Raw genomic sequence first — 13,463 nt, 5'->3', positions numbered from 1 at the left:
ACCTGTTAATTGTGCGCTACTCGAACATCAGCACCGTGCGTGCGACTTCGCCGGCCTTCATCGCGCGGAACGCCTCGTTCACGTCCTCGAGCTTGCCGTGGCGGCTCACCATGTCGTCGAGGTTGATGCGATCCTGGCGATACAGATCGATGATGCGCGGCATGTCGATGCGGAAGCGGTTCGAACCCATGAAGCATCCCTGGATGCGCTTTTCGAACAGCAGCGAGAAGCCGTCGACTTCGACCTTCTGGCCGAGCGGAACCATGCCGACGATGGTCGCGATTCCACCGGGCTGAATGCTCTCGTAAGCCTGCTCCGCGGCCGATTTGAGACCAATTGCTTCGAACGAGTAATCCGCCCCTTCGCCGGTGAGCGTGCGAATCTCGGCGACCGGATCTTTCTCGCCCGCGTTAACAGTGTGTGTAGCGCCCAGCTTCTTTGCGAGCTCGAGCTTGTTCGGAAACTTGTCGACCGCGATGATCATGCGAGCGCCAGCGACCCGCGCGCCCTGTATGACCGCGAGGCCGACGCCGCCCGCGCCGAACACCGCGACCGTCGACCCGGGCGCGACCTTGGCGGTGTTAAGCGCAGCGCCGACGCCGGTCATGACGCCGCATCCGATGAGCGCGGCGCGATCGAGCGGGATCTTCTCGTCGATCTTAACCAGCGCGTTCTCATGCACCAGCATCTTCTCGGCGTAGCCCGAGAGATCGGCGAACTGGTTGACGGCCTTGCCGTTTTGCGACAGGCGCGGCTTGTCGTTCGGACCGCGCTGCGTTGCGGCCTTGTTCGAGCACAGGTTGGGATGCCCCGACATGCACTCCTCGCAGTAGCCGCAGAAAACCGACAGGCACGCGATCACGTGATCGCCGGGCTTCAGGTAGGTGACCTGCGAGCCGATCTTCTCGACGACTCCTGCCGCTTCGTGCCCGAGGATCGCGGGCGTCGGCCACATGTAGAGGCCGTCTACGAAATGCAGATCGCTGTGGCATACACCGCTGGCGACGGTGCGGACGAGAACTTCGCGCTCCTTGGGATCGTCGATATCGACATTCTCGATCTTAAGGGGCTGATTGGGACCGTGGAAAATTGCTGCTTTCATCTGAATGCTCCTTGATAGCGACGTCGCTCAGTTGTCGAAGGTCAGCACGGTGCGTGCGACTTCGCCGGCCTTCATCGCGCGGAACGCTTCGTTGACGTCTTCAAGCTTGCCGCGGCGGCTGATCATCTCGTCGAGCTTGAGTCGGCCCTGGAGATAAAAATCGATGTAGCGCGGCATGTCGATCCGGAAGCGGTTCGATCCCATGTTGCTGCCCTGCAGCTTGCGCTCGGTGAGGAACATGAAGCCGTCGATTTCGACCTTCTGCCCGACCGGAATCATGCCGATCACGGTTGCGGTGCCGCCGGGCTTGAGCGCGTTGAAGGCCTGCTCGGCGGCTTTCTTGAGACCGATCGCCTCGAACGCGTAGTCGACGCCGCCGCCGCCCGCGAGATCCTTGATCGCCTCGACCGGATCGCTGTTCGACGCGTCGACGGTGTCGGTCGCGCCGAACCGCTTCGCCATCGCGAGTTTGTTCTCGAACATATCAACCGCGATGATCTTGCGCGCGCCCGCGATACGAGCGCCCTGGATCGCCGCGATTCCGACGCCGCCGCATCCGAACACCGCGACCGTCGAGCCCGGCTCGATTTTCGCCGTGTTGAGCACTGCGCCAACGCCGGTCGTGACACCGCATCCGATGAGTGCGGCGCGATCGAGCGGGATGTCCTCGCGAATCTTCACCACCGCGTTCTCATGCAGCAGCATCTTCTCGCAGTAGGACGAGATATCAAGGAACTGGTTGATGGGCTTGCCTTTCTGCGAGATGCGCGGCTTGTCGGTCGGCTTGCGCTGCGTCGCGGTCTTGTTGGAACAGCGGTTCGGATGCCCCGACATGCACTGGTTGCAGAAGCCGCAGAACACGGAGAGACAGGAGATCACGTGGTCGCCCGGCTTGACGTAAGTGACGGCCTTGCCGACTTCCTCGATAATTCCGGCGGCCTCGTGACCGAGCACCGCAGGCGCGGCGTATGGATAGAGGCCATCAACAAAGTGCAGATCGCTATGGCACACGCCGGACGCGACGGTCTTGATGAGGACCTCGTGGTCCTGCGGATGATCGAGTTCGACGTCCTCGATCTTGAGCGGCTGGCCGGGGCCATGAAAAACAGCGGCTTTCATTCGCAAGCTCCTTGAGCGGTAGTGTGAGTCCGAGCGCACCGCAGCAGCGCGGCAAGGGCGCCGGAGACGAACCTTTTAACTATCACACGCCGCGCGCATTACCAGCGGCGGGAAAGATGGCGGGTTGCGCGCCTTCAAGTCCGTCATCCTGAGCGGCTGTGAACAAATTGATTTTGTGCGACCTAAGCGAAATCTCCTTGCGTCATGGTGAGCGGATTGGGCGGGCCGCTAGTCAGCAATATGGGCACCCCACGCAGTTCTTCACAAACTCCCAGGGGTGACGGACTGGATGGCGGCCAAGTTGATTGGAGAGGGATTCGCGCGTGATCAGGGGAAGGTGAATTTTGGATCTGTGCCTTTGATTGGGGTGCTAGGCGCGTTGGCGAGCGTCGACTTCCTGCGAGCGCAGAGCACCGATGCGGTGTCGCTATAGATGAGTCTCCAGTCTTTGCTCTCGTCCATCAGTTTGCGGGCGGGGGCCTTTGATGAAATCAACACGTAGTCATGCGGGTACGAGGCGAGGACTCGCGCTGCACCTGCGCGCGCGTCGTAGAAGGTCATGAAATCCTCGGCGATGCGCTCCGGGTAGATCATCTCGTAGCGGCCGTCGATAAAGACTCGCGACTTCGGCCCGTAGTGATAGAGCACATAACCGGCCCATTCGTAGTCGCAAAGGATGTTGCCGCGCAGTCCGTGCTGCGCCATGAACGCGATCGCGCCCGCGGGATAACTGCGGTCGGCCTCGAGCTTGCGCGACAGCACTCCCATCTTGATCGCGAGCGCGAGTGCGATTGCGGCGATGACAGTCTGTGTCGCGACGCTTGCGCGCCTCTGCCTATGCATCGACGATCTGGCCGACAGCAGAAGCATCGAATGCCGCGCCAGCGGTGCGGCGCATCCGATGATTCCGAGCGGGATATTACGCAGCGCCGCGGCAGTCGCCGCCAGCATCAACGCTCCGACAGCGACCAGCGGCAGATCGCGGCCACGCGGCGCGAGGATAACGCTGAGCGTGAATCCGCCGAGCATCAGCGCAAGGCTCACATCGAATATCACGGCCAGACCGGGTAGATGCCACACGGCCGCCATTCCGGCGAACAGCGATTGCCATTCGCTCACGTGACTCAGCATCGGCGGGCGCGTGATCGTGTGAAGCGCAGATCGCCACGCGCCGATTCCGTAGGGAGTGAGCAGGCTCGCGAGCGCCGCGCCGATCACGATCGCAGCGAGATGCGCGGCGCGTCCGATCCCATTGCCGCTGATAAAACCATCAAGTCCGGCGACCAGCGCATAGACACTCAGCACGGCGAGCCCCACGACGAAGCCGCCGTGAAGATTCGCCCACACCGCGAGCATCGGAATCGCGAGCCAAAGCGGCGAAGGTCGGCGGTAATTGTCGCGCGTAAGCATCCAGACGATCACGCTCAGCATCGCGTAGGTGAATATCTGCGGCCGAAACTGCATCCCGGGGATAAGGCCGATCGAGGCGAGAATCATCACGCCGAGTTGAATTCCGATCGGCGCGAAAGTCTCGCCGAGCGAGGCTGCGAGGCTCGCGATCGTGATCGCCGAGCAGACAAGGCGCAGCGCCTTCAGGCCGATCACCCCGAACCGCGCGAATATCCACGCGAAGATTACTTCGGATAACCATTCGTGACTGATCCAGGGCTGATTCGGAATCGAGTAGGCGTAGGGATCGCGCGCGATCGGACCGCGATTCGCCAGCATGTCGGCACCGAACTTCAGATGACGCCAGAGGTCGACGTCGGCAAGATCGGTCGCGGAGATCACGACGACGAGGAGCGCGACCATCGCGGGCGCAAATCGCATCAGCGACGGCGCTCGCGATTTCGATCCCTGCGGCGCGTTCATTTCCGTCCACTGCAAACGATAGTCGGAACGGGTCGATGGCGCGCCGGATGCGAGGCAACCAGCGACGTGCGAAAACTCGCTATGTCGCGCAGCGCGCCTATCTTCTTAGGACTAAGGCGCCGCGGACCTGCGCTACCACGATTGGATAGTTGCGCCGGATCGATGCTTCCGTTTCGGGACTCAGATTCTGATCTGCCATGATCATGACGCTCGCCGATGAACCCTCAGGCGAAGCTGAATCAACTGCCTGTGATTGATCTTCGGGCGGCAGATAGTAGCGCAGCACCTGTATCGCGTAGCTCGGCACGGCCGTCATCGTCTCTCCAGGCTTGAGGATCGTGCGCGCCGCCGCGATTGCCTCGGCGTACTGCGTGTCGTGGGGCTTGCGATCGTAGGACCAGACGTGACCGAGAGATAGCGCGACAGCCATAATGAGTGCAGCGGCACACAGCCGCGGCGGCCGCAACTCGGCGATGCCCAGCGCGATCAAAATGAAAAACGGCACGAATGACGACATCGCGTAGCGCTCGACGAAGATCGGCGTTAGCGCGTAGGAGGCGATCATCAACATGACTGGCGGCGCCCACATCCAGAGCAGCGCAAAAGCGACTGGCTGCCGCTCGCCGCGGATCCATCGGCGATAAAGCCCCCATAGCGCGAGGAGCGCGAGCACCGGATAGGCGATTGAACCGGTAGCCTTGTTGAAAAACGCGAGCGGCGCGTACCACGCCGGCGGCTTGATCCAGTGGATGACTCCGCCTGGCTTCGACGCCGCGGTTTGGCCGAAGGCCGAGACAATTTTCGGCACGAGGATCATGCCGCCGAGCGCGAGCGCGATAGCCGCGGCCCATGCGCGGCGCGCTCTTTGCGCGACAACCGAAAATCGCGCGGCGCCCAACACGTAGAGCAGCCAGGCAGCCTCGGTCAGCGGCACGAGCATCGCCGAGAAATTAGCGCCGACGCCTATCCCGGTCAGAATTGCGAGCGCAGCCAGGTTCGCGAGCCCCCCGCACCGCAGCGCGCGCAGGAAGAACCCCACCTGACCCAGAATCGCCGCGAGCATTACCGGATACATCCGGACCTCGCGCGCATACTTGATGACAACGAGGTTGACCGCGAACATCAACGCGCTTACCGCCGCGACCAGGAGCGAATCCTCGTCCTCGGCAAACATCTCGCGCGCGACGAAGCACACGAGCCCAATCGAGATTGTGCCGAGCAGCGCCGACAGCGCGCGCATCGCAAAGAGGCTCTGGCCGAATGTCGCCATCCACGCATGAAGCATCAAGTCGTGAATTGCGAGCTTGCCTGGATTCACGATTGCCTGCTGCGCGATAACGTCGGCGATCGTTGGCGCCGAGGCGGCGGCCCACGATGCGCCTTCGTCGGGCGAAAACTCGCGCGTCCCGAGATGCATGAGGCGGAGCGCCGCGCCCAGCACCAGTGCCACCGAGACGATCAGCAATGCGATCGCGCGGCGCTGCGAAGCTGAAGCGGCGCGGGTGCCGGGTAAATCTGAACTCAGAGACCCTTCCTTAACTGCGGCGCGGGCCGAAATCCTACCGTGCGCGTGGCCGGGATTGTCATCGGCGCATTGGTGCGCGGGTTGAATCCGGCGCGCGCGCGGCGGCGGCGCACGGTGAAGGTGCCGAAGCCCGGAATCCAGAAACGCTTGTCCTTGCGAATGGACCTGGCGATTTGCTCGAAGGAAAGATCCAGCATCCGCTCCACGGTCTTCTTCGGCTGCCGGGTATTTTTCGCCACGGTCTCGATCAATTCCGACTTGGTCATCGACGAGCCCTCCGCGCTTTGTTCCTAATGCCGCGCCGCGCTGCGGGCAAGAGTCGCGTGCGCGATGCGGCCCGCGATGGCTCTGGAGGCCGGTCAGAGCTTGGTGAACCCGTCGCGGCTCCACGCCTCCGATCCGACTCCGTTATGCACGAAGAAGAGCCCGTCGGGATCATATTTCTTTTTCACGTCGGCGAGGCGCTGACGGTTGCTGCCCCAGTATGCATTGGGAAAATCCTTTTCGAAGTAGTTGCTCTCGCTGACATATGCACCGGGTTCAGGCACGACCGCGCGAAGCTCATTCAGGCACTTCTCGATGCGTGCAGCGGCCTTTCGCCCTTCTTCGATGTTGGGCTCGTGGCCGGGAATTCCGGGATATGCGGGCTGCTGCGCGTCGCCGGTGATCGCGAGCGTGAACGCGGTCAGCACGGCGGGGTTAGTCGCAGTGTCGCGTGTTCTTTCGATCACGTCGGGCGGAGCACCGGCGAGCCCCTTGTTCAAGTGCAGCTCAAGATACGAATGCCGCGAGGCTGCGAACAGCGCATCGGCAAAGCGCTGCTGAGAATCAGGCTCGAGCAGGGATTCGGGCAGCCACAGCGACTGCATCCCCCACATGAACCATGAGACCTGGCCCGCGTCGCCCTGCCACCACGCGTTGCTAGGCGCCGCGCCTGGCCGTTTGTCGATCACAAATAACGGCTGCTCAACGAGATGCGACAGCGTTTTGTCTACAAGAGATGTAAACATGCTGTCATTCGGGTTGGGAAAGGGCAGCTCGGCCCAGTGCTCCTTCCACCACTGGACGTCCCACCAGCGCTGACCCGGGATGCTGCCGATCGTCAGATGTCCCTGGATCGAATAGTCACTCGACGAATTTTTGAGCCAATCGAGAAAGGGCTGCCAGATTTTTCTCGCCTCGTCCGAGCTGAGCCCCTGCGAGACCATCGAGACTTCGAAGATGTTGTCGGGCCGAACGTGAATCTGCTCGCCCCAATGATCGTTGAGAAGGCTCTCTTTGTAGAAACTCACGAACTGACGAATCAGGCGCCGGTACGCGTCGTCGGAGTCCGCTTTGATTTTGAAGTTCGCAACGCCGACGAATTCTGGCAGATCGTGCACCCGCACCGTGACCTTGCTGATCACGCCGAAGTTGCCGCCGCCGCCACCCTTGAGCGCCCAGAAAAGATCCGGGTTGTTGCACGCATTCGCGATACGAATCTGACCGTCGGCGGTAACGACCTCGGCCTCGAGCAGGTTCGCCGCCACCGTGCCGTAGTGTTTCGAATAGCTGCCGAAGCCGCCGCTCGAAACGAGTCCCGCAACGCCGACCGTCGTGCATCCTCCGCCCTGGACATATTTGCCGCCCTTGGTGGTGACCGCCTGGTAGGCCTGCATCCAGATCGTTCCAGCGCCGAGCGTGACCGCAGGTTGAGGAGCGATCTTGCCTTCGCATCCTTGCGGAACGAACGAAGGATGCATCGCGATGTCGTTCATGTGGCGGGTCCAGACTAACAGCGAGTCAGGTGCGTTGGAGGTGCCGTGGTAGCTGTGGCCGCCGCCTTTGACCACGAGGCGCAGGTTGTTCTGACGCGCGAAGTTGACCGCCGCCGCGATGTCGCTCGCGTTGCGCGCGGCGACTGCATACACGCTCGGCTGCGAGGTCCAGGCATCGACCCAGCCGAGGCTCTCCGTCAGCCCAACCTGATCGCCGACGAAGAACGGATTTTTCAGATTCTTCCAGAGCTCCTTGGCCGCGTCGCTGGAGGGATCGGTCTTCAGTATCGAAATCGGAAAATCGACCGTGATCAGATTTCCGCCGACCGCCTTATTGAGCTGATCCCATGCAGCCTTCGACGGCCAGGAAGGATCACCCGGGCGGCATCGTCGGACACTAGTGTCGGCGAGCAGCGGGAGCGGCAGCATCGGCAGCAAGGCTGCCGATCCGGCTACTTTGAGGAATTCTCTCCGGTTCATTTGGTCCCTCGCGTTCGAGTTAGCGATTCGGAGACTCAGCAATTCGTCTGCCAAGCATACCGCAGCGAAATCTGTGGGCGGAAATTGGACTTGGTTCCAGGAGCAGCAGCGCGATCGTTGCGGACGATGCAATACCAGCGCTGCGCTATGCGTCGCCGATTGCTCTCCAGACCAAACCCCAGCGAACTCCTTGATCACTGACAGTCACCGCGGCCGCATGGAAACGCTCCAGCACGCACTCGAGGATCATGGCGCCAGCGAAAATCACGTCGGCGCGGCCCTCGGCGAGTCCCGGTAAATTGCGGCGCTTTGTCAGAGGCATCGCGCCAAAGAGCTCGCGGACGCGCTTCACTTCGGAAAGCGCGATCGTGCGGCCATGCGTCGAGCCAAGCTGATCGACATCAAGGCCCTCCGACACGGCGCAAATCGTCGTCACCGTGCCCGCGATTCCGACCACCGCATCGGGACGAAAATCCCACGCGGCGATCGCGAGCGTTCCGTCGATCGTCTCGCGGAGCTTGGCAATCTCGGCAGCAGTGGGCGGATCGCCGCGAACCATTCGCTCGGTGAGCCTCACCGACCCAAGTTGAAGGCTCGCAAGATCGAGCGGCCGTCCGGGCTCGGCACGAATCAGCTCGGTCGAGCCGCCGCCAATGTCGACGATGAGCAGCTTGCCGGCGGGATCGATGGGCAGACCGCGCATTACCGCGAGATGCGACAAAGCTGCTTCCTCTGCGCCTGAGATCACGCGGAGCTCAACGCCCGTGCGCTCGCGCACCGCCACGATAAAGGCATCGCCGTCGCCTGCATCGCGCAATGCGCTCGTCGCGACTGCATCGAATTTCCCGACGCCGAGCTCGCGTGCGCGCCGCGCGAATTCCTCGATCGTCGCCAGTGTATTCGCCGATGTTTCGGGGTCGAGCGCGCCCGTGCGGTCGACGCCGCGGCCGAGCCGCGCGATCCGTCCGAGTTCCGCGAGCACCCGCGGATACTGATCATCTCCAACTTCGACGGCGAGCATCAACACGGTGTTGGTCCCGACGTCGAACGCGGCCAGCTTCATGAGCGCGCCGCAGCGGCTTGATCGCCGCCGGGTGGTTCAATCGCGTTAGAAGCGATCCAGCGATCGATTGCGGCGAGCGCGCGTTCTCCCTGCGCGATTTTCTTCTCGCGTCCGCGAAAGCGGCCGGCAAGTGCGGGCATCAAGCCGTAGTTCGCGTTCATCGGCTGGAAGTCCTTGCGCGTCGTGTCTGTGATATACGCCACGAGAGATCCAAGCGCGGTCTCAGGCGGCGGCACGACGAGTGCGCGGCCCTCGATCAAACGTTGCGCGTTGATTGCGGCCAGCAACCCTGCGGCGGCGGATTCGACGTAACCTTCGACGCCGATCATCTGGCCTGCAAGAAAGAGCTCGTCGCGCTTGCGAAGCTGCAACGTCGGCGCGAGGAGTCGCGGCGAATCGATAAAAGTATTGCGATGCAACGAGCCCAAACGCACGAACTCGGCGCGCCCGAGGCCGGGAATCATCCGCAACACGCGCCGCTGCTCCGGGTGCGTCATCTTGGTCTGGAATCCGACGATATTGTAGAGCTGGCCTTCGGTGTCGTCCTGGCGAAGCTGCACGACCGCGAACGGACGGCGGCCGCTCGGATCGCGCAAACCAACCGGACGCATCGGGCCGAATGCGAGTGTCTGGCGCCCGCGCCGCGCCATCTCCTCGATCGGCATGCATCCTTCGAAGTAGAGCGGCTTCTCGAACGGATGCAGCTCGACCTTGTCCGCCGCGATGACCGCATCGATGAACGCCTCGTACTCGTCCTCGGTCATCGGGCAGTTGATATAATCGTCGCCGCCCTTGTCGTAGCGCGAGGCCCGCCACGCGACGTTCATGTCGATTGAATCAGCCGCGACAATCGGCGCGATCGCATCGTAGAAGTAGAGATTGCGCGGTCCGATCAGATTGTTGAGCGCATCACCAAGCGCGGCACTGGTGAGAGGCCCCGAGGCGATTATCGCGCGACCGTCCGGGATGCTCGATGCTTCGGCGCGCTCGATCGTGACAGAAGGTTCACGCTCAAGAGTCTCGGTGATGATTCGCGAGAAGTCGTCACGATCCACCGCGAGCGCAGAGCCGGCCGGCACCCGTGCGCGATCGGCCGCCGCGATTACCAGCGAGCCGAGCCGCCGCATCTCTTCTTTCAGTACCCCAACCGCAGTCTCTAGCGAGGCGTTGCGCAGCGAGTTGGAGCAGACCAGCTCGGCGAATCCCGGGGTGCGATGCGCCTCGGTCATCTTGACCGGACGCATCTCGATAAGGCGCACGCGCACGCCACGCCGGGCGAGCTGCCACGCCGCCTCGCTTCCGGCGAGACCGGCGCCGATAACAGTAACCTGGGGCTCAGTCATCTTCAGGCAAACAGAGCGCGAACGTCTCTCGCCGCCGAAGATTTCATTTCGTAGGAAAGCCTCGCGGCGTTAGTGTCGATCCCGTTCACGCTCGTTCGACTATAGGCAGTAAACCTCAAAGGAGACTCACGATGGAATACATCCTGCTCATTTATAACAGCGAGGCCGAAGCCCAGAAGATGAGGCCCGCCCAAGGTCAGGAGATGTTTCAGGGCTACATGAAGTTCACCCAGGAACTGCAGGCTTCGGGCAAGAACAAAGGCGGCAATCCGCTGGAGCGAACCAGCAGCGCGACGACGGTGCGAGTCCGCAACGGCAAAACCGTGGTCACCGACGGCCCCTTCGCCGAAACCAAGGAGCAGCTCGGCGGCTACTACCTGGTAGAGGCGAAGGACCTCGATGACGCGATCGCGATCGCGGCGAAGATCCCCGGCGCGCTCACCGGCTCGATCGAAGTGCGGCCGATCATGAAGATGAACATGTAAGTTTGTTCCCCCGTGAACCTGCAACGGTTCAACATCGACCTTGCGATAGCCGTTGGCGAGGCCGCTGCGGTACGCTCCCGGGTGGAGATGGACCCCGGCGGCTTCGAAAGTTTTTATCGCGCGGAATACGGCCGAATTCTCGCAACGGTCATTGGTCTGGTCAGCGACTTCGACCTTGCCGAAGAAGCGGTGCAGGATGCGTTCGCGATTGCGCTCGAGCAATGGCCGCGCGAGGGGATGCCGCACAATCCGCGCGCGTGGATCGTCAGCGTCGCACGGCACAAGGCAATCGATCGCATCCGGCGGCGCGCGCGCTTCGACGAGCGCCAGGATGAGATCAAAAGGGTCATCGAGCTCGAGAGCATGCGCGACGACGACGAATCAGAGGATCGCGCGGTGCCCGACGAACGGCTGAACCTGATTTTCACATGTTGTCATCCCGCACTTGCGCGCGATGTGCAGGTGCCGCTGGCGCTGCGGACGCTGTGCGGGCTGAGGACGGAGGAGATCGCGCGGGCCTTTGTCGTGCCAGTGCCGACGATGGCGCAGCGATTGGTCCGCGCGAAGCGCAAGATCAGTACCGCCGGCATTCCGTACCAGGTCCCGCCGCCGGAGACGCTCAGCGAGCGCCTCGACGCGGTTATGGCGGTGATTTACCTGGTCTTCAACGAAGGCTACGCCGCAACTTCTGGAGCGGAACTCCTTCGCACCGACCTTTCCGCGGAAGCGATTCGTCTCGGCAGGATTCTCGTCGAACTGATGCCGACGTATCGCGAGGTCCGCGGACTGCTCGCGCTGATGCTGCTGCATCACTCGCGCCGCGACACCCGCGTCGATGCGAACGGCGACATCGTTCTGCTCGAAGACCAGGATCGCTCGAGCTGGCATCGCGATGAGATCGCCGAAGGTCTCGCACTCGCCGCCGAAGCGATGCGGTCGTCCGAGCCGGGACAATATGCGATCCAGGCGGCGATCGCGACCGAGCATTCGCGCGCCGCGCGATTCGAAGCTACCGCCTGGCGCGCGATCGCGGCTCTCTATGAAAAGCTGTCTGAATTAACTCCGACGCCCATCGTGGCGCTCAACCACGCTGTGGCGATCGCGATGGCTGACGGACCAGAACGAGGGCTGAAGCTGATTGACCGACTCGAGGCGACTCAACAGCTCAATGACTATTTCCTGCTCCACGCAGCCAAGGCGGACCTTTTACGACGGCTCGGCCGATGGGACGCGGCGGCGGATTCGTATCGCCGCGCACTTGAGTTGGCCGGCACAGAACCCGAGCAGAGATTCCTTCGACGAAGACTCGATGAGGTAAACAAGCGCGTCTAATTCTGCGGATTCGTCCGCGATAAAATGCCTGACGCGCGATGGCGCGCATCAGGCATCTCCGATCAACCGCAACAGATCAGCGCCGATTAACTATTCCATTTTACGGAGGTAAAGTCTCTTTCCGGTTGGCTTTGGTTACCGTCCCGCCCTGATCGTCGAAAATGTGAGTAACCTGAGAGCCGTCCATTCCATCAAGCCAGAATGTCACCGCATTACGAGGTTCTCCAGCGAGCGCGAGAAATTGTCGAGTGCGCCGGGCCCCACATTTATTGGATTGGTCGCGGGATTGTCCTGCGTGCGCACCGCACCTAACAACTACGGATTCGGCGGGACGTGGAGGGCTTGCTGGATTTGCCACCATGAAACGGGCTGGTCGGTGCGCAACAGCGCGATCGCCTCATCGATCATTTTGATCTGGACGGCGTAGTCCTGGACCTTGCCTGGCGAGTCCCACGTGTAATCCTGGACGCCATGACGGTCCAAATCACGCGCGGCCTGTAGCTGGTTGATGTAATCCTGGCGCTGCTCGGCCGACATCGACTTTGGCGGCACCGTCAGCGCCAGCCTCAGATCGCGATCCGATACGTATTGGCCTTGCCGCACCGCCGCGACGACTGCGTCGACTTTGGTCGCCGAGTGCATGAAATCGCCCTGCGTGATTGGGTTGATGCCGGGCGCGAGGGCATTGCGCTGGTCGGTCTGCTTTGCGGCTTCGAGCTGTGCAATGAGCGCGTCGCGCTGCTGCGGTGAGCTCGCGGGATTGGTCGATGCGCACGCGGATAACATCGCGGCGAGAAGAAACGCAGCATGGCGAGGTAGCGACTTCACCGGCGAACCATGGGTAGCCGCCAGAAAGGATGCGCGGCTAGGGATTCTGCGGAACGAAGAGCGCCTGCTGGATTGTCCACCACGAGACTGTGGCGCCGCTGCGCAGTTGTGCGATCGTTTGATCGATCATGCCGATTTGAACGGTGTAGTCCTCGCTCCTGATCGGCTCGCGCGACGAATCGAGGACGCCCGTCTCGTCGAGCTTTTTGGCAGCCTGGAGCTGGTCGATAAAGTCTTGCCGCTGCGCGGGCGTGAGCTCACCGGGCGGAACCGTCATCGCGAGATTCAGATCGCGCCGCGAAACGAACTGGCCTTGCTGCAGCTTGCCGATCGCCTCGTCGGCTTTCTGAGCTGAGTGCTCGAAGTCACCCTGCGCGACAGGATTTAGACCGGGCGCGAGCGCGTCCTGCAGATCAGTTTGCCTGGCTGCCGCAAGCTTCTCGATGAGCGCGGGGCGCTCCGACGGAACTTGCGATGGATTCGACGATGGGCCGCATGCGGACAGCGTCAGCGCGACGAGTGCCGCGCTTGCGATGGATCCGTATCGCGCCATCTGC

At 62.3% G+C, this 13,463-nt stretch carries 12 protein-coding genes; 2 read left to right on the top strand and 10 right to left on the bottom strand.

The window, feature by feature from the left end:
* Positions 1–16: 16 nt before the first annotated feature.
* The 8 genes from VMA09_22700 to trmFO all read right to left on the bottom strand — a co-directional run bounded on the left by VMA09_22700 (position 17) and on the right by trmFO (position 10,261).
* A complete protein-coding gene (locus VMA09_22700) occupies positions 17–1,102 on the bottom strand; it encodes a Zn-dependent alcohol dehydrogenase (GenBank protein ID HUA36433.1) in 1,086 nt (361 codons plus the stop codon).
* A gap of 27 nt (positions 1,103–1,129) precedes the next feature.
* Positions 1,130–2,221, bottom strand: a complete 1,092-nt coding sequence (locus tag VMA09_22695; protein ID HUA36432.1) for a Zn-dependent alcohol dehydrogenase — start codon at positions 2,219–2,221, stop codon at positions 1,130–1,132.
* Between the two features lie 327 nt (positions 2,222–2,548).
* The gene (locus VMA09_22690; protein ID HUA36431.1) at positions 2,549–4,093 is read right to left on the bottom strand and encodes a hypothetical protein; all 1,545 of its coding nucleotides are present in this window, start codon (positions 4,091–4,093) and stop codon (positions 2,549–2,551) included.
* A 97-nt stretch (positions 4,094–4,190) separates the two neighbouring features.
* Complete coding sequence (locus VMA09_22685) at positions 4,191–5,558, bottom strand: glycosyltransferase family 39 protein (protein HUA36430.1); 1,368 nt, start codon at positions 5,556–5,558, stop codon at positions 4,191–4,193.
* A gap of 56 nt (positions 5,559–5,614) precedes the next feature.
* Entirely contained in the window at positions 5,615–5,884 is a 270-nt protein-coding gene (locus VMA09_22680; GenBank protein HUA36429.1) for an HU family DNA-binding protein, read from the bottom strand.
* A 93-nt stretch (positions 5,885–5,977) separates the two neighbouring features.
* Positions 5,978–7,855 (bottom strand): FAD-binding oxidoreductase, encoded by a 1,878-nt coding sequence (locus tag VMA09_22675; GenBank protein ID HUA36428.1) that lies wholly within the window; start codon positions 7,853–7,855, stop codon positions 5,978–5,980.
* Between the two features lie 145 nt (positions 7,856–8,000).
* Positions 8,001–8,918 (bottom strand): Ppx/GppA phosphatase family protein, encoded by a 918-nt coding sequence (locus VMA09_22670; protein HUA36427.1) that lies wholly within the window; start codon positions 8,916–8,918, stop codon positions 8,001–8,003.
* A complete protein-coding gene (trmFO, locus tag VMA09_22665) occupies positions 8,915–10,261 on the bottom strand; it encodes a methylenetetrahydrofolate--tRNA-(uracil(54)-C(5))-methyltransferase (FADH(2)-oxidizing) TrmFO (protein HUA36426.1) in 1,347 nt (448 codons plus the stop codon). The genes VMA09_22670 and trmFO overlap by 4 nt, the downstream gene beginning before the upstream one ends.
* A gap of 131 nt (positions 10,262–10,392) precedes the next feature.
* Here trmFO and VMA09_22660 point away from each other — a divergent pair, with 131 nt between their 5' ends.
* Positions 10,393–10,746, top strand: coding sequence for a YciI family protein (locus VMA09_22660; GenBank protein HUA36425.1), 354 nt, complete (start codon positions 10,393–10,395; stop codon positions 10,744–10,746).
* Between the two features lie 12 nt (positions 10,747–10,758).
* Entirely contained in the window at positions 10,759–12,078 is a 1,320-nt protein-coding gene (locus VMA09_22655; protein HUA36424.1) for an RNA polymerase sigma factor, read from the top strand.
* Positions 12,079–12,393: 315 nt separating this feature from the next.
* Here the strand turns inward: VMA09_22655 and VMA09_22650 are convergent, their stop codons facing one another.
* Together VMA09_22650 and VMA09_22645 are read right to left on the bottom strand one after the other, a co-directional pair.
* Entirely contained in the window at positions 12,394–12,864 is a 471-nt protein-coding gene (locus tag VMA09_22650) for a hypothetical protein (GenBank protein HUA36423.1), read from the bottom strand.
* A 79-nt stretch (positions 12,865–12,943) separates the two neighbouring features.
* Positions 12,944–13,459, bottom strand: coding sequence for a hypothetical protein (locus VMA09_22645; protein ID HUA36422.1), 516 nt, complete (start codon positions 13,457–13,459; stop codon positions 12,944–12,946).
* Positions 13,460–13,463: the final 4 nt, after the last annotated feature.

The organism is Candidatus Binataceae bacterium (genome assembly GCA_035508495.1).
In the GTDB taxonomy this organism is placed as follows: domain Bacteria; phylum Desulfobacterota; class Binatia; order Binatales; family Binataceae; genus JASHPB01.
Note: the sequence above shows the minus strand (reverse complement) of the source record. Positions and strands in the feature narration are given on the sequence as shown.

Bases quoted from the DNA above. Each gene is read 5' to 3' on its own strand.
- VMA09_22700 (HUA36433.1), bottom strand. From the start codon at position 1,102: ATGAAAGCAGCAATTTTCCACGGTCCCAATCAGCCCCTTAAGATCGAG.
- VMA09_22695 (HUA36432.1), bottom strand. From the start codon at position 2,221: ATGAAAGCCGCTGTTTTTCATGGCCCCGGCCAGCCGCTCAAGATCGAG.
- VMA09_22690 (HUA36431.1), bottom strand. From the start codon at position 4,093: ATGAACGCGCCGCAGGGATCGAAATCGCGAGCGCCGTCGCTGATGCGA.
- VMA09_22680 (HUA36429.1), bottom strand. From the start codon at position 5,884: ATGACCAAGTCGGAATTGATCGAGACCGTGGCGAAAAATACCCGGCAG.
- VMA09_22675 (HUA36428.1), bottom strand. From the start codon at position 7,855: ATGAACCGGAGAGAATTCCTCAAAGTAGCCGGATCGGCAGCCTTGCTG.
- VMA09_22670 (HUA36427.1), bottom strand. From the start codon at position 8,918: ATGAAGCTGGCCGCGTTCGACGTCGGGACCAACACCGTGTTGATGCTC.
- trmFO (HUA36426.1), bottom strand. From the start codon at position 10,261: ATGACTGAGCCCCAGGTTACTGTTATCGGCGCCGGTCTCGCCGGAAGC.
- VMA09_22660 (HUA36425.1), top strand. From the start codon at position 10,393: ATGGAATACATCCTGCTCATTTATAACAGCGAGGCCGAAGCCCAGAAG.
- VMA09_22650 (HUA36423.1), bottom strand. From the start codon at position 12,864: ATGTTATCCGCGTGCGCATCGACCAATCCCGCGAGCTCACCGCAGCAG.
- VMA09_22645 (HUA36422.1), bottom strand. From the start codon at position 13,459: ATGGCGCGATACGGATCCATCGCAAGCGCGGCACTCGTCGCGCTGACG.